The organism is Peptoniphilus equinus, from assembly GCF_027921445.1.
Lineage (GTDB): Bacteria > Bacillota > Clostridia > Tissierellales > Peptoniphilaceae > Peptoniphilus > Peptoniphilus equinus.
The window spans coordinates 1,600,674-1,618,044 of record NZ_CP115667.1 but is presented as its reverse complement, the minus strand read 5'-3'; the positions used below and the strand labels follow the sequence as shown (position 1 = coordinate 1,618,044).

Below are 17,371 nucleotides of genomic sequence, written 5' to 3'. Positions count from 1 at the left end.
AAGGGACAAAAAATATAAAAAATTTATGCTTTATCAGTACGGAAAATTATAGCCTATAGATAATGCCAAAAACCTATGCGATATATATATATATATATATATATCGCATTAATATTAAGATTTTTTACATTTTTTGTACTATATCACAGAGAAAAGTAAAGGAGGTTGTAAGGAAAACTATATGAAAAAAGTATTGTTCAGTTTTTTAGTTATGGTGATGGTGCTCTTTTCACATCCGGCATACGCTGGGGGCTCTGGAGTGAGCAGTGGTGCGAGTGTGGCGCCTGTCGCCGTGGAAACTGAGACAACAGCGGACAAGAAGCAAGAGACAGCATCTGCGATTGATACTTCGGTGGTTAAAGAAGCTCCGTCAACGGTGGAGACACCATCGGAGGTGGATAATAACGTTCCGTCAGCGTCGGTGACACCGTCGGAGTTTGACAACGAAGCAACACTGTCGACAGAGGCTGGTGCATTGATGCCTTTGGAAGAGGAGAAAACCGATTTAGCTATCGATAATGCAGCAGATAACACCGAAGGCAGCGATGCATCACTAAATGTCACTCGGGACAAGGCGTCTGTCAACAGCGAGGCAACGCCATCGGAAGTGACATCCGCGGATGTCACCAAAGAAGAAGTTGAAGCAAACGGTGATACAGCTGAGGTCAATGACAAGACTGTGGCGCTTGAAGAAGGCGTGACACTCGATGCGGACGCACTGGTTGCGACTCCGGTGACACTGGGCGAGGATAGGGCGTCTGACGATACAGCGACCTCTGCGACTGAAGTTCATGTCAGCTCATTTGAAGCATTGAAGGCGGCCATTCAAAATGCACCCGAAGATCAGGTCATGACCATCTTCATTGACAAAAGCTTTGAATTAACGGAAAAGCTGACGATTAAACAGGGTCAGAATGTTACTTTGACGGCAATGAATGACAGACCTGAAGCGGATAAACATTCCTGGGAAAAGCCTTGGAATCCTATCACCCAGCCAGCGGATGTCGCCGAGCAAGGGGAAGCAAAGCAGCGTGACGTCATTGAAGAGGCAAGACGCCGGGGTGAAGAAGCCATGCAAGAGGCCGAAACACCTCTTCCGGATGACGACAAGGGCGATATTGTTATTAAGCGGGCCAAGGACTTTGTAAAGGACAGCTTGTTCAGTGTTCTGGGCAAATTGACTTTGGGAACGAATAACTCTGCGCTCTACATCGATGGCAATAGCGAGGTTCAAACAGCATTTGATAACAAGGGTAGCGTGATTGATGTTGGGAATACCGGCGAGCTTATCATGACCAATGCTGTGATTATGAACTCTAACAATGGTCATGGCTATACCGGACCCATTAAGGTTAAAAGAGGCGGGTCCTTTGTTATGGATGGAGGCCGGATTTCGCACAATACCTCGTATGAGATGATTGAAGCGGACTATAACCGTCCCACTGCTGCCGGCGCCGTTTATGTAGATCCGGGTGCAAGCTTTTCCATGAACAACGGCCTTATTGACAATAATAATGGTGGTGTCGCCGGAGGTGTTTTTGCCGGGGATTTATATGGCAGCACCAGCAGTGAGGCCAAAGTCGATATCAATGGCGGGATCATTGCCAATAACGTATCCAACACTCGCTTCAGATCCGGAGGAGGCATTACAGCGTATCCGAAGTCGAAGCTGACCGTTACAGACGGCATTATTGTCGGCAACCAATCCGGTTCAGGTGGCGGCGTGGCTGTATCCGACCAATTTCTTTCCGACTTTAGCAATGTGTTTGAGGCAGAATACGCCACTACGCCGTCGGATTATGAAAAACATCTGATAGAAAACAAAGTACAAGCCAACTTAAATGGCGGCTTAATCTACAAGAATTATGCGTCCACGGTGGGTGGCGGTGTCTATGTCGACACTAATTTTGTCACCTTCAACACGACCATGATCTTGGACAATAACTCGGGGAACTTTGGAGGCGGTATCTACGTATCGTTCCCGCCGCGAGTACAAACGCTGGAGAACCTTTTGGTCACTGAAAACAGCGCCAAGGCCACTTGGGTGGATTCATTCGGCGGTGGCAATGGCGGCGGGATGTGGAATTGTCCAAGCGGTTATGTTCACATCGGCGACGGGCACAGTATCTATGTCTTTAACAACGACTCCGATTCTTACGGCAATGATTTAACTTTTTCTAAAAAGACGGGTCAATTTGAGTTAAATAATGTGAATATTGAAGGTATCTTCTATTCCCATGTCTCTCCTATTACCAAAGATGGAAATATCATTAAGTTTCTAGAAGATAGCGAAGCTGGCGTGGATATCCCTAAGCGGATGTCTTTCACTCCGGATGTTATTCATTTAAAGGCGATGTATGATGCTGTGTTGCAAAACGAAGCCTGGATGAACGCAAAAACCTTTATTCTAGGGAACACGTCACGCAATGGTGGCGGTATCGGCTCCAATGCCAATGTACAAACACCTCATGACGATGGTGACTATGGCTTAAAGATTGAGAAAAAATGGGATGCCGCTATCGATACCGAGAAATTTGAAGCGGATACGACGATCAAAGCGGATATCTTTATCGTGCCTTTGGACAAAGATGCGGCCTATGTGCGCCTGCACTACGGCATCGATCCGAAGGTATATAAATATGGCGAGGTCGAACTCAGTCAAAACAACGACTGGCAAGCTTTGTTCCACAAACAGGGCGAGCAATTCTCCCCAGAACTGGTCGAAAATTTCCCGACAAGCAATGGTTGGAATTTTGCCTATGACCAAGATCAGGGTCTGCCATTTACCGCTGAAGCGTTAAAGGCAAGAGGATTTAAGTATTTAGTTGTGGAACAGGGCAATGAATTTTTCTCCACAGTTGAAGAAATCCCTGAAACACACGACACGCAAGTGGAAGCCGGCGCCGTGGAAATTTCAAGAATTGAAAGTGACGACTACGGCGATTATGCAAGCGGTGAACAAGATATTTATTTGTTCTACTATGATAAAGAAGCCAATAGCGGTCTGGGTCGTTTGGTTCTTTTGACTGCAGAAGCACTCAATGAAGATAACAGCTATAAGGCTGTCTTTACACATCCCCAATTAAAGGGCATCGATGCCATTGAATACTATGGTAAAGATCGCAGGCTTATGGAATGGGGAGAGGATTGGTATACATCAGCTCTTAGAGGGTTTGAAATTACCGATTGGGGCAATGCCTTTGTCCTTGTGGAAGAGAATGGCGAAAAAACCTTGTTGGTGCCGTATCTTTGGACCATGAGCGATGGCAAGTCCGGTTATTTTGCCGAGGTTATTGAAGATGGAGCTACGATGGTCGACGTGCCAGGTCATGTGCACACCTTTGAAATTACCAACTATCGTCGCACCGATCTTCCTGTAGAAAAAATCTGGAAATTGGATGACGAGGATTTAAAGCATATTCCCGAGTCCGTGACAGTCTATTTGTTATTGGATAACCAGCGGATTTTGATCGGCTACGAAAAGGACAACGACGGCAAGTATCTGAAAGATGCTGAGGGAAATCTCATCCCTATCTATCAGACCCTCGTCTTAAACAAAGCGGCGGACTGGAAAGGCACTTTTGAGAATCTGGATCCCGTCGCGTTAGCAGCTAACCGTTATGCCATTGAGGAAGAAGCAAATGGCTACTTGCCGTTAGTCACCATTGAAGACAACGGCACGATAGGTTTTCGCATCGGATTTAATACGACGTATCATGACATTACCGATCCGCCGAATTATGATACGACCATCACCAACGCTTTCTACGACTTTGCAGGGGATGTGACTTTGCATTTGCATATTCGTGTGCCGAATCAGGAAGAAAAAGTCGTAACACAAACGTATTTCTGGGAAGATGTAGAAAATCCGGGCTATCCGGATTACTCTGATGAGCAATACTCAAGACGCTTAAACAGAGATAGCGCGATCTTTAGCGACATCGCCGTGGATCTCAAGGGCATGGATTTGCGAGTAAAATACTATGACTCGCCGGACAGCAAACTTGGCTTAACGGATTATCATTTTTACTTGCAGCAAGATGAAGAAGGATTCTATACCCTCTATATGCCTTCTGTGATGATGAACGGCATTCCTTATGGACAATTCGAGTTAAAAGACTTTACCCGGTCTAGCGAGGATGCGTCCATCGGCAAGGTGGAAAATTATTCCGGGCCGCAGCACGATATCGACATCGAAAAGATTTGGCACGGGGATGAGACATCGATTCGTCCCGAAACCCTTAAGATTACGATTCGTGACAAAGACGGTAATGTGCAGGAGATTGTCTTAAATAAAGATGGCGATTGGAAAGCTGCACTTCAAGGGCTCCAAGGCCAACTCACGGCTAAAGACTATGAATTGGTTGAAGAAGCTATTGACCAATATCGCTCGGAACAGGCGTCGGCCATTGCATTGACACTTCGCAGACAAGTCCAAGCAGGCGACGTGCTCTTGCCGATTAAGATCTATCTTGATGGGAAAGAAGTTAAGGATGCCGTCATTCATTCGAACCTTGATAACAGTGAAGTTCGAATCGACAGTACGACGCTTTCGCAGATTCTTCTCAACGGCAACTACACGTATACCTTGTATAAAGTGCAGGAAGGCACTGAAGCAGTCGTCAACATTATTAAAAATGCAGACGGCAGTTATCGCATTGAACTCCCTGCCGGTGTGGCTATTGTCGAAGTCTTAGACGTCAAGTTTAACAACTTCTATACCTCCGAGACACCGCCGGATAATCCACCGGATAACCCACCTGACAATCCGCCAGACAACCCACCGGATAATCCGCCGGACAATCCGCCTGAGATACCTCCGACAATCCCGCCGGAAACACCTCAGGATAATCCGCCTGAGACGCCTGCGGACACGCCGCAGGTTGAACCGACGGAAGTGCCTAAGACGACGGTACCACAGACAGGGCCGCCAAAGACATTTGATCCCGGCATTGCAGGTTATGCGGTGATGGGTATGGCCAGTGTCGTGGCACTCGCAGCACTTGGGTTTGAACGTAAGGGAAAAAGAATGTAAAAAATAGGGCAAGGTGACTTGCCTTATTTTATTAGTGAGGCAGTATGAAGCATTACTTTAAGAGAATCGTCGTTATTGTGTTGATTGGCATGGCCCTGTTTTCTCTCTACAAAATCGGGGATTATGTCCTGCTCAATGCACGGTTTGACGAGGCATTAGAGGACATTCAAAGACAACATCGTAAGAGCCACCCCGCCGCATCGGAAAAACAAATGGCAGTGACGCAGGCTGATGAACAGGACGCAGACAGGATTCGTTTCTTGCAGGCATCGTATCCTGATCTTGTGGGTTGGATCGCCATTGAGGGAACCGACATTGATTTTCCTCTCATGTACAGCGAGAACAATTATTTTTATCTGGAACACAATTACCAAGGTGACTACCATCCATTCGGCACACCTTATATCGATGCGGCCAATCGAATGGATTTTACGGATCAAAATACGGTGATATACGGGCATAATGTACGTTCGGGAAAGGTGTTTCACGATCTGACGTCGTATATGGAAAAAGGATTTGTCGATAAAGCGCCGGAAATTGCCATCAGTACGACTCGGGGTATCTTACGATACGAAATTTTTGCCGCCTACGTGGCAAATCCCTACGACAATTTTCGTTCACCAAGCTATGGTACTTCTTCAGAAACGGCATTCCTGGAGAGGATTCAAAAAAACAATGTCTTGGATAAAACCGTTCCGAACCGCGTAGAAAACTTTCTTACACTCCAAACGTGTCTGGATAATGATAAGCGGCTTGTGATTCATGGACAATTAAAAAAATAACCGGGAGTAGGGAATGTACAAGTTCAATGAGATGCAACCGGGATGAGGGCTTGAAAAGATTCTGTATCACGGAGTCGATGGTGGCGATGTGGTTTGGACGGCACGGCTCAAATAGAAAAAATAAGGCTGATTCCACAGCTGGGTTACAACGCAGTGAGGAATGAGCCTTATTTTATTGTCCGCATTTGGCGGACCTATTCACAAGGGAAGGCCGGGGGCAATGCTTATGAAAACAGGCGAGGGAATGCTGCCTGTGACAGTGGAGGTCGTGAGCATAAACGCCCTTTAAATCGTACGCTATTTTACGCCTTATTATTGGTACATTGGTGATGGTATATGCAGTTATGACGCGGGTATCGCCGCGACTCGGTGTCACTGCTTAAAGATGCGCTCAAACATACTATACAGACATGACAGGTGAGCCTGCAAATTGACAAAATGAAAACCTTGGTCAGGGACGTCGTTGAACGGGTCATACCGTCGCCGACCCAATCAGATATCCTGGAAATTCGTCAGGAAGCTACAGAAGCTGTCATCAAGTCAGGTGCAACCCCATCGTCAGTGGAAGTACAAGTGGAGATTGACCAGCAGACCTCAAAAGTCCGCGCCATTGCAACAGGATCGACGGAGATCGCCACTCAGGATATCGCCAAAAAAGTCGACGAGGCTGAGGCGAAAGCACTTGCGGCGCAGTCCATGGGCGCCGAGCACACTGAGGTGGCACTTCTTGCCAAGACCGAAGACTTCTTTATCTTCGGACGCCATCACAATGACAAGACGGAAATCCGAGCCGTAGATAAAAAAGGATTTGTGAAACTGCAACGGGAAGACGGATTGGCCAAAGTGACCTCAAACGGCGGCGCAAGAACCGTTGCGGATACGATGTGGGACGACTTGGCGGTATTCAAGTCGGACATCAAGTTAAACCCGGACATCTATCTCTGTCTTGGAGGCAGAATCGTCGATTTTGAAGGCTTATCGGACAGCAATCAACTTCATATGCTGATGGATGCGGAATTATCTCTACGACAAGGCAGTGATACGGTCATCGTCATCGGCGCAAAAAACGATTTGTAATACAGTTATGACGGCATTTAATGAAAAATTCCAACGGTTAACAGCGTTGGATGACAGGCATATCGGACGGTATCTTATCAGTCAAGACCCGATCGAAGGCAAGATTCGAGGGGCGTTTAAAGACGAGCTGATTTTAAAATCGAATGCATGTGGACTAGACCAAGCTAAGCGCATTGCGAGAGACTATCCCGGGCTGTCGCTATACAACCTACTGGATGCATTGGCTGTCACACTTCAATATCACACATCTCACAGCACCCGGGACTATATCATGATGGGTTATTTTGAAGCACCGAATGTCATTGTGCTGTTTGAAAAAAATATATCCAAAGTCGAGGCTCTTTTACAGGGCCTTTCTTTGGATATCGATGTCAAGGCGATTATATTAGCTCATGAACTTTTCCATTATCTCGAGACGACGACCGAGCTTTATACAGACAGCGTCACAGTAAGACTTTTTAAGATAGGGCCGATAGAACGGCGCAGTCTCATGATAGCACCGGGCGAAATCGCCGGCATGGCCTTTGCCAAAGCGCTCTTAAATTTAGACTTCAACCCCGCCATTTTAAATTATGCCTTTATGTACAGCATCAATGAAACGGAAGCGGAAAAAATCTATCAATCCATGATGAGGGCACTATGAGGCCAAAGCGGTGTGTGATAAGATGGTGCTAGAAGCCTTCGCCGCCGCATGAAGACCGAGGGGCGATGAGTAAGGACGTGGGACTTGTCTTGATGGCGAGAGGGGAATGTGTCAGGGCGACGTTAACGGAAAGAGAAGCGATGGGTGTGCTGTCACTAACCTTTCAAGGTAAGGACGTTTCATTGTGACCTGTCAGCTGTATCCGGCGCCGTCGTTTGCGGTGCAATAAAAGACATTGTAGAGGTTTGATTATGCAATACAATACAACAATTGAGCTTAAAGATGGGAGAGCATGTGTGTTGCGTCATGGGACACCTTCTGATGCGGCAGGTGTGATGGCGACGCTTAAAAAGGTTCGTGAAGAGACCGATTTTCTCCTGTCATATGAAGAGGGCGGCTTGACCCTTGACGGCGAAAGGGATTTACTTGCAAGACAAGAAGCCAGTCCATCGGCGCTGCAACTTTGTGCCGTCGTTGATGGGAACATCGTTGGGACAGCAGGCGTGTCTGCTATCGGGTCTAACGAAAAAATCAAGCATCGTGCGGAGTTGGGTGTCAGTGTGGAACAGGCATATTGGAACTTAGGCATCGGTCGTGCCTTGGCTGAGGCGTGTATTGAAGCTGCAAAACATGCAGGTTATCGGCAATTGGAGCTTGAGGTCGTAGCAGACAATGTGCGCGCTGTAGCGCTGTATGAAAAATTGGGTTTTGAAACCCATGGGCGCAATCCAAGAGGGTTTTATTCTCAACAGGCAGGATGGCAGGAGCTGGTTTCAATGGGATTGACATGGGACTGATTCCGGTGCAAAAAACTATAATGAGAATGTGGGAGAGGTCTTAAGTAAAGTCCCAATCACAGCCTCCGGCACAGTTTGAGGTTGTGTCATGAAATCGCATAAAAAAAGAAGGTTCATAGGAGCATGAACCTTCTTTTTTTATGCGTTGGCAGCTTCACCGATATGCCGCAGGGGGAGTGAGACGTTTGGGATGAAGCTGGTCGGTAATCTCTAACGAGGGCCGAACAACAGCCAGATAATTTGCGGCATGAAGACTAAAAAGATAGTGGCAACCGGTTGAGTTGCGGCGTAGTAGGATGATACACGCTCATCTTTAGTCACATCCAACAGCGCACCAAGTGACGGGGCACTAGTCATCGACCCGGTCGTTGTGCCGAGCGCACCGAACAGCGGCAATTTGAAGACAAAGTAAGCCATTAAGAAGCTGACGAATGCAGATACAAAAGTGATTAGAACACCGGCAAAGAAGAGGACAATCCCATATTCCGAGACAACTTCAATAAAACCGGCACCGGCATTAGCTCCGGAGCGCATTAAGAACAGTGCGAGACCGATATCACGGACGAGCTGCATATTCTTGTGATCATAAGTAAAGTTGATAGGTCCGATGTGTCCGAAATGGCCGAGGATAATACCGGCAATGATCGCACCGCCGCCGTCGCCTAAAGAGATGACCATCGTATCGCCCACAGGAATTTTAATACCACCGATGAGCACGCCGATGACGATGGCGCAAGCAATCCCGAAGAGACCGTAAGGTTCAAAGTTTTTGAGTTTTTTAAGATCTTCCGCAATAGTCGCTTTTCTGGATTCCGGGAAGCTCAGCTTTTCATTTTCCGCAGCGATATCCGCATTCAGAATGCGAGGGATCAGTTGTACCATCAGGACAACGCCCATAACGCCGAATACGTAAGCGATCCCGTAGCCGACACCGGGCAGTGGTGATGGGGTAAGGCTTGTGACCGTACCCAGCATGGCGGTTGAGGTCAACGCACCGGTCCCAAGACCCAGGGACAGTTCCAGCGGAATGCCGAGGACTTTAGTGGAGAAAACGATCATGGCGCCGCCGATAACACAGGTTAAGATAGCGATTAATAAAAAGCTGACACCGTTACGTTTTACATTGCTGACAAAAGTGCGTCCGGCCATCAAACCGATTGGCGCAAGGAACAGTACCAATCCGATGGATCCGAGAATGGCGGGGATTTCAACGCCGAAGTGTCCACCCACCAAAGCGGCGATCAAAATAGCGGATGCACCGAGTTTAATGCCGAAGAAGTTAATGCTTCCGACGACATAGCCAACGGCCATAAATAAGAAAATGGCTAAGGTTGTACTCATACACGACTCCTTTCCTAACAAAAATGAGAGCTTCACGCTCTACGCAAGACGGCGAAGAGAAGCCTCTCATCGCCTATAATGTACTATTCAATTATAATAGAACGACAGATGTTGACATTATATAAAAAATCTATCTAACACGTAGAGTTTACAACCTTCTTTCGGCTCAAACTCAACAGCTTGAAAAAATATTCTGCAAGATAGTCGCAAAATGTGTTGCAGGATACTGCGAGTCGCCAGCAGGTCGATTCAGTACAAAACGTTTTTATTATTATGTACTATAATTTTATAACAGTTATTGCGCTTGTTCAGATGGGAAGCCGGATGATTACAAAATTTGTCAAGCCATAGTATCGTAAGCGACTGCGCATGGAGATACTTAAATTGAATAGAAAAAAGAGCAAGGCAACCGGTAAGGCGGGAGCTATGATAGAATACAGGGATAAATAGTATCGAGGAGGGAATAGTGATGACAACTATGGACACAGCACGACTGAGGCTACGAAAGCCGGAGCAGGAGGATTTCGAGGTGCTCTATGCCATTCATGCCGATCCGCGGAACAATCGGTATAATCCGGGTTGGATCCGGACCACGAGAGAGGATTTTCAAGCTTTTTTTGATGCCGTACTGGCACACCATAAGCAGTACGGATTCGGCTATTATGTGTTGGAAGATAAAGAGGACAGCCAAGTTTTCGGCATGAGCGGGCTGAGATTTGCCACAGTGAAGGATGAGACCTGTTTAAATTTATATTATCGTATCACACCGTCAAAAACCCGGCAGGGATTTGTCAAAGAAGCTGCACGAAAGATCATGGATGTCGTCTTGGATACAACGGATCATGCCTATCGTGTCGTCGTCCTCACCCACGAAGATAACATTCCCTCCCGTGCCACGGCAGTATCGTTAGGCTTTACCTATCATCCTGAGCTGAATGATGTCGGCGGTCAGGGCAATGTGTATTATTTTAATGACAAGGGATAAATGAAGCAGACATCAATCACTTTTGACGCTGAGTCAAGGTTTGTGTTGTCAGCTCGGTATTGCAGTGCGCTGTGTTATCACTTTTCTAATCAAGACTAAGGCGGGAGAATCGAAGCGGATCGAGTGAGATGAGAATGGCATAGCAGCTGTTGAACCGCTGTAGATTTACGACAATTATACGTACAATTTACATGGACTTGATACGTGAGCACGAGCTGCGATATAAAATAGGGACACAGCCTCGATGTGTGTCAATGTCGAGGCATGTGACGGCGGGAAACGGGGATTTTTATCCGCAAACGTCAAGATTGTTTTAAAGAGGGTGACCAATCTGTAGAATTTCTACAGCGGGATACGTATGGAAAAAATATTAGAGTGGGCCATTGCCAAAAATTATAGAGGACTTAGGCCGTCAGAGAAAAAGGTTGCCGATTATCTGCTTTATTGCGACGGGGAACTGGAGGATATGACATTAGTTGAGCTGGCAAAAAAAGCGAATGTCAGTCAGCCAACGGTGCTGCGCTTTGCAAAAGCTATGGGCTATGGCGGGTTTAAGGAATTAAAGGCGGCCATGGTCAAAGAGAGAATACGAAAGGGCATGCAACGGGAAGATATCAGTCCGCTCTACGGCTTTCACGTGGGGCGAGAGGATTTACCCACCGACGTACCGGCCAAAGTTATAGCCACGACCATCCATCTGATGCGTGAGATGTTGAAGAGTATGTCGTTAAAGGACTATATCAAGGCGATTGCACTGATACAAAACGCCGATAACATTGTGGTCTATGGGGTGGAAAACTCGCTTTGCGTGGTGAGTGATCTGGTCACGAAATTTTTATACCTGGGTCTCAAGTGTTACAGTTACAACGATTACTATCTTCAGCATATCAGTGCGGTCAACTTGAATCCTAAAGATGTGGCCATCGGCATTTCGTTTTCGGGGACGTCAAGAAATACCGTTGACGTGCTGCGAGGGGCGAAAGAATCCGGTGCGAGCACGATTGTCATCACCAATTTTGAGAATACCGCCATTGCCCAATACGCCGATGTACAAATTTGTACAGGCAGCGGACAGTTTTTATACGGAGACGCCATCTTTTCCCGCGCGACACAGCTGGCCATCGTGGATATGCTCTATATGGGTGTATTGATTTCGGATTATGACAGATATACTGGCAATTTGGACCTCAACGGTAAAACCATAGGTGATCCCACCTACGAGATAAAGTAGAAAATCTACACGAAGACAGGAGAAATCCTGTCTTTTTTTACATACTTTTTACGCGGACTTTATTTTTTTTACCGTTATAACCGCTACTATGTAATCATTCCGAAGGAACCGATACAACGTATGAAGGAAGAGGTTTTGAATGCTACAGTTAAAAAATATCAGTAAAGCTTATGACGGTGTGACCATTTTAAACGACATCAATTTGGAGATTGAAAAAGGCGAGATTGTTTCGATTCTCGGACCGTCAGGGAGCGGCAAGACCACGCTGTTAAATTTGATTTTAGGTCTTGTGACGGCAGACAGCGGTGAAATTATTTACGACGGTGAAGATATGGCGCACACACCGATGGAAGCGCGGGGGTTCAACATCGTGTTTCAGGATTATGCATTGTTTCCCCACTTGACGGCCTACCAAAATATCACTTATGGGTTGAGAAACAAACCCGACATTTCGACCCAAGGGGAAGTGGCGGAGTTGATCCATCTGCTCGGTCTCGAAGACCATTTGAATAAACGCATCGATCAACTCTCCGGAGGACAAAAGCAGCGTGTCGCACTGGCAAGAACCATGGTGATGAAACCGAAGATCCTGTTGCTGGACGAACCGTTAAGCGCGCTGGACGGGGTCATAAAAGAGTCCATCAAAGACCGAATCAAGACCATCGCCAAAGACTATCATCTGACCACCATCATCGTGACCCACGATCCGGAAGAAGCGCTGACGTTGTCGGACAAAGTATTGATTATCAATGACGGCACGATTTCCCAGTATGGCAAACCGCAGGACATTATCAGCGCACCGGCCAATAACTTTGTAGAAGAATTTATATTAAAACAACTGGAAATCAAAAAACATAATATCTTCAGATTATTCCAAAATGACCTGAACAACCATGTTATCTTGCAGGTGGGATAATGGCGCGGCGACAAAACGGTGAGACTTGGTGTATATGGACAGTTCTGGTCCTACTGTTCGTCGGGGCGCTCTGCTATCCGCTGATGTTGATTTTAGTCCAATCCTTTGGCGGCGATGAATTTACCCTGCTCCACTACCGGGAAATTTTTACACAAAGAGGCTTTATCGACGCACTTTGGCACAGCTTTTTCATATCCGCTCTAAGTGCGCTCATCACCACGGTGCTTGCTTTTATCATGGCGTATACGCTGAATTACACCAATGTGAACGGAAACGTGAAAAAATTTATAAAGCTCTTTGCGATGCTGCCGATGTTGTTGCCAACCATTACTTACGGGTTTGCCATTATCTATTCCTTCGGCAAGCAAGGACTCTACACACGGCTGTTCGGCAAGCAATTGTTTGATATCTACGGCATCAACGGCCTATTGATAGGTTACATCATCTACACACTGCCCATAGCATTCATGTTGATACATAACACGATGGGTTATATTGACAGAAAATTTTCGATTGTCTCACGGATGATGGGCGATACCGGCATGACCACTTTTCTTGAGACCGTGCTGCGCCCTCTTGTCGGGACACTGGCCGTATCTTTTATACAGTGTTTCTTTTTGAATTTTACGGATTTCGGGATCCCTGCGTCTGTGGGCGGTGAGGTGGAAGTCATTGCCGCCGCCCTCTATAACCAGATGCTTGGAAGTGTACCGAATTTTAACAACGGTGCCGTCGTCGCCATCATGATGCTGCTGCCGTCGATAGTCAGTATCACGGTCATTGCCTATCTGGAGCGATACAATATACGCTACAACAAGCTTTCTCCCGTCGAAAATAAAAAGAACACGCTAAGAGATGTAGTCTGCGGCACGATCAGTCTAGGTATCATCATGGTCATACTGGCCATTTTTGCGGTGCTCTTTGTGGTGCCATTGGTGCAAGGGTGGCCCTATGACATGACTTTCACATGGGAACACGTCCAACAGGTTTTTGAGGATGCGGCACTCACTCGAGTATACCGTAATGCCCTTGTTGTGGCGACCTTGACGGCGATATTCGGGACGGGGATGGCCTACGGGGCGTCCCTGGTCACATCGAGAAGTACCATTTCCGAACGTGCCAAACACGTGATAGAGAGCGTGGCTGCCGTCACCAACACCATACCCGGCATGGTACTGGGGATTGCGTTTATGCTCGCCTTTACAGGCACGCCGCTTCAAAATACCTTTGCCATCATTGTGTTGTGCAACTTGGTGCATCTCTTTGCAACGCCTTACATGATGATGAAACACACCTTGTCAAAAATGAACTTATCCTGGGAGCGCACCGCCAAACTGATGGGCGACAGCTGGATCAAGACTGTGGCAAGAATTGTGACACCCAATGCCGTCACATCGTTGATCGAAGTTTTCGGATACTATTTTGTCAATGCCCTGGTCACGGTGAGTGCCGTTATCTTTCTTGCCGGCGCACGGACCATGGTCATTACGACCAAGATCAAAGAACTGCAGCACTTTGCAAAATTTAATGACATCTTTGTCCTGTCGATCCTGCTTCTGGTCACCAATCTCATCGCAAAACTGCTATGTCAGTTTTTAGCCACTGCAACACGCGGTCAAAAAGCCGCATAAGAAAGGAGAAAATTATGAAAAAAAGTATGTTGATTTTAGGTTTGACAAGTACGTTGCTTACAGGTTGTCTGTTGACAGGATGCGGCAATAACAGCGCATCGGCAGATGACCAGGTGGTTCTATATACCAATGCCGACGACGAAGCCGTCGTGGCCATGGAAAACGCCCTGGACGCCAACGGCTATAAAGATAAGTATATCGTTCAAGTCTTCGGGACTTCAGAACTTGGAGGGAAGCTTCTTGCGGAGGGGGCTGAATCCGAAGCGGATCTTATCACTATGAGTTCATTCTATGTGGAAAGTGCCGAGGCGGAGCATCCGATGTTTCAGGATCTCACCTTTGACACCGGTGCACTGGCGGACTATCCGGCGTACTATTCGCCGATCACGGCACAAGAAGGCGCGATTATATACAACACCGAGGCGGTCAAAGAGAACAATCTGCCGGTGCCGACCTCGATTAAAGACCTTGCCGATCCGGTCTATAAAGACATGATTTCGGTGACCGACATACAGAGCTCGTCGACGGCGTGGCTTTTGATACAAGCTTTAATCAGCGAATATGGTGAGGACGGCGCCGCAGAGATTTTAAAAGGCATCTATCAAAATGCCGGAGCACATATTGAAGATTCAGGCTCGGGACCGATTAAAAAAGTTCGCGCCGGCGAAGTGGCCATCGGATTCGGTCTGCGCCATCAAGCTGTTGCGGACAAAGCCGAGGGACTTCCCATCGACTATGTGGATCCTGCTGAAGGGAACTTCACACTGACAGAATCCGTCGCCGTCATTGACAAAGGCGATGCGACCAATCCGGAAGCGATAAAGATGGCCGAATGTATCGTTAAAAACGCCAGAGCCGAACTCCTTCAAACCTACCCGATTGCACTCTATGACGGCGAAACCGTTGAGGATATCAACAAATCGGGCAATCCGAAAACATTTAAAGAAAAGTTGACCGTTGATCTTTTGAAAAAGCATCAGGCCATTTCTGAAGCGAGCAAATAAAGGAGGGCAAGACAACCCATGAATGCCTATAAACTTTTGACACCCGGCCCTCTTACCACAACGGACACGGTTAAACAGGAAATGCTCTTTGATCACTGTACCTGGGACGACGACTATAAACGCATCACGCTCGACATAAGAAAAAAATTACTACAGCTCGCCCATGCCGATGCGGCAACGTATACGGTAGTGCTCATGCAAGGCAGCGGCACCTTCGGTGTGGAATCCGTACTGTCCAGTGTCGTAGGCGATGAAGATAAACTGCTTATTGTAGCCAACGGCGCCTATGGTGAACGGATGGAGGACATTGCTAAGCACGGGAGCATTCCCTACACCATCTATAAAGAAGCCTACCACCGTATTCCCTCAGCTGAAAAAATAGAAGCTATACTTCGTGATGACACGGCGATCACCCACGTCGCCATGGTGCACAGCGAAACCACCACGGGCATTCTCAACGACATCAAAGCGGTGGGTGAGGTCGTCAAAAAATTCGGCAGAACTTTTATTGTGGACGCCATGTCCAGTTTCGGAGGCGTCGACATTGATGTGGAAGCCATGGGCATTGACTTTATAATCAGCAGTGCCAACAAGTGCATACAGGGGGTGCCGGGGTTTTCGTTCATCATTTGTAACAAAGGCGCATTGGAAAAGAGTCAAGGCAAAGCCCGCAGTCTGTCCCTGGACCTTTACGACCAGTACAAAACCATGGATAAAGACGGAAAGTGGCGCTTTACGTCGCCGACACATACCGTGCTGGCCTTTTATAAAGCTTTGGAAGAATTGGACGCGGAGGGTGGTATTGCACAGAGGGAAATACGCTACCGAGAGAACAATCAGCTTTTGATCGAGGGGATGAAAGCGCTGGGGATCGAGGCCTACATCACCGACCATCAGGGGCCGATTATCACCACCTTTTTATATCCGGCCAGTTCAAACTTTTCATTTGACGAGATGTATACCTTTATCAAAGCACGAGGCTATGCCATCTATCCCGGCAAAGTCACGGAAGCGGACACGTTCAGAATCGGCAACATCGGAGAGATTTATAAGGACGACATCCTCAACGTGACGGCAATCATCAAAGAATTTTTAGCGACAAAGGAGGACGACTATGGGACACATTGAGGCGGTCATTCTGGACTGGGCGGGGACCACTGTGGATTACGGCTGTTTTGCACCGGTGCAGGCATTTGTTGAAGCCTTCGAACAATACGGTATCACGCCGACTCTTGATGAAGTGAGACAACCTATGGGACTGCTCAAGATTGACCACATCAGAACCATGCTTGGCATGGACAGAATCCAACAATGTTTTGAAGCTGTCTATCACAGAGCAAGTGACGACGACGATGTCAAAGCCATTTATAAAGTCATGGAGCAAAAGACACTGGATATTTTAAAAAACTTTGTCGACATCAAACCCCATGTGCGCGAGACGGTTGCGAGGCTAAGAGCGCAAGGCATTAAAATCGGCTCCACCACAGGCTACACAGATGCCATGATGGTCATTGTTGCCAAAGAAGCTGAGGCAAAGGGCTATGCCCCTGATTTTTGGGCAACACCCAATTCCGTCGGCGACAAAGGACGTCCCTATCCGTACATGATCTTTAAAAATATGACAGCACTCGGCGTCACCTCCGTGGCCAATGTCATCAAAGTCGGCGACACCGTCTCGGACATCAGGGAAGGCAAAGCTGCCGGCGTGATCACGGTCGGGGTGGTAGAGGGCAGCTCCACGATGGGACTTCGTCAAGACGAATACGACAACTTGAGCGACGAGGAAAAGCACCGGGCACAAAAACGCGTGGCGGATATTTATAAAAAAGAAGGTGCCGACTACGTCATTAATGACCTGCGAGGACTGCTCGATATCATTGGGAAGTAGTACGGGGAAGAAAACAACCTTTATCCGAAGAAGGTGACGTA

General features: G+C 47.3%; 13 protein-coding genes. 12 read left to right on the top strand and 1 reads right to left on the bottom strand.

From position 1 onward, the window contains the following. The first annotated feature begins 181 nt into the window (after nucleotides 1-181). From O6R05_RS07845 to O6R05_RS07825, 5 genes are all read left to right on the top strand, one after another. Nucleotides 182-5,035, top strand: a complete 4,854-nt coding sequence (locus O6R05_RS07845) for a Cna B-type domain-containing protein (protein ID WP_271191434.1) — start codon at nucleotides 182-184, stop codon at nucleotides 5,033-5,035. Between the two features lie 44 nt (nucleotides 5,036-5,079). Beyond that, nucleotides 5,080-5,817 carry a class B sortase gene (locus tag O6R05_RS07840; RefSeq protein WP_271191433.1) on the top strand — a complete coding sequence of 246 codons (738 nt, stop codon included), beginning with the start codon at nucleotides 5,080-5,082 and terminating at the stop codon, nucleotides 5,815-5,817. Nucleotides 5,818-6,234: 417 nt separating this feature from the next. After that, the gene (locus O6R05_RS07835; protein ID WP_271191432.1) at nucleotides 6,235-6,894 is read left to right on the top strand and encodes a hypothetical protein; all 660 of its coding nucleotides are present in this window, start codon (nucleotides 6,235-6,237) and stop codon (nucleotides 6,892-6,894) included. Nucleotides 6,895-6,901: 7 nt separating this feature from the next. Beyond that, nucleotides 6,902-7,537, top strand: a complete 636-nt coding sequence (locus tag O6R05_RS07830; RefSeq protein ID WP_271191431.1) for a hypothetical protein — start codon at nucleotides 6,902-6,904, stop codon at nucleotides 7,535-7,537. A 251-nt stretch (nucleotides 7,538-7,788) separates the two neighbouring features. Beyond that, nucleotides 7,789-8,334: a GNAT family N-acetyltransferase gene (locus O6R05_RS07825; protein WP_271191430.1), complete on the top strand. Its 546-nt coding sequence runs from the start codon at nucleotides 7,789-7,791 to the stop codon at nucleotides 8,332-8,334. A gap of 210 nt (nucleotides 8,335-8,544) precedes the next feature. Here O6R05_RS07825 and O6R05_RS07820 read toward each other — a convergent pair whose 3' ends face one another. Further along, nucleotides 8,545-9,675: an aspartate-alanine antiporter-like transporter gene (locus O6R05_RS07820; protein ID WP_271191429.1), complete on the bottom strand. Its 1,131-nt coding sequence runs from the start codon at nucleotides 9,673-9,675 to the stop codon at nucleotides 8,545-8,547. Nucleotides 9,676-10,144: 469 nt separating this feature from the next. On the opposite strand from O6R05_RS07820, the gene O6R05_RS07815 reads away from it, so the two are divergent. The 7 genes from O6R05_RS07815 to phnX all read left to right on the top strand — a co-directional run bounded on the left by O6R05_RS07815 (nucleotide 10,145) and on the right by phnX (nucleotide 17,330). Then, on the top strand, nucleotides 10,145-10,660 hold the full coding sequence (locus tag O6R05_RS07815) for a GNAT family N-acetyltransferase (protein WP_271191428.1): 516 nt from the start codon (nucleotides 10,145-10,147) through the stop codon (nucleotides 10,658-10,660). Nucleotides 10,661-11,018: 358 nt separating this feature from the next. After that, nucleotides 11,019-11,891, top strand: a complete 873-nt coding sequence (locus O6R05_RS07810; protein WP_271191427.1) for a MurR/RpiR family transcriptional regulator — start codon at nucleotides 11,019-11,021, stop codon at nucleotides 11,889-11,891. A 139-nt stretch (nucleotides 11,892-12,030) separates the two neighbouring features. After that, a complete protein-coding gene (locus O6R05_RS07805; protein WP_271191426.1) occupies nucleotides 12,031-12,807 on the top strand; it encodes an ABC transporter ATP-binding protein in 777 nt (258 codons plus the stop codon). Then, nucleotides 12,807-14,438 carry an ABC transporter permease subunit gene (locus tag O6R05_RS07800; RefSeq protein WP_271191425.1) on the top strand — a complete coding sequence of 544 codons (1,632 nt, stop codon included), beginning with the start codon at nucleotides 12,807-12,809 and terminating at the stop codon, nucleotides 14,436-14,438. Before O6R05_RS07805 ends, O6R05_RS07800 begins: the two co-directional genes overlap by 1 nt. Nucleotides 14,439-14,452: 14 nt before the next feature. Next, nucleotides 14,453-15,442 (top strand): extracellular solute-binding protein, encoded by a 990-nt coding sequence (locus tag O6R05_RS07795; RefSeq protein WP_271191424.1) that lies wholly within the window; start codon nucleotides 14,453-14,455, stop codon nucleotides 15,440-15,442. An 18-nt stretch (nucleotides 15,443-15,460) separates the two neighbouring features. Next, complete coding sequence (gene phnW / locus O6R05_RS07790; protein ID WP_271191423.1) at nucleotides 15,461-16,570, top strand: 2-aminoethylphosphonate--pyruvate transaminase; 1,110 nt, start codon at nucleotides 15,461-15,463, stop codon at nucleotides 16,568-16,570. Further along, nucleotides 16,557-17,330, top strand: a complete 774-nt coding sequence (phnX, locus tag O6R05_RS07785) for a phosphonoacetaldehyde hydrolase (protein WP_271191422.1) — start codon at nucleotides 16,557-16,559, stop codon at nucleotides 17,328-17,330. The genes phnW and phnX overlap by 14 nt, the downstream gene beginning before the upstream one ends. Nucleotides 17,331-17,371: the final 41 nt, after the last annotated feature.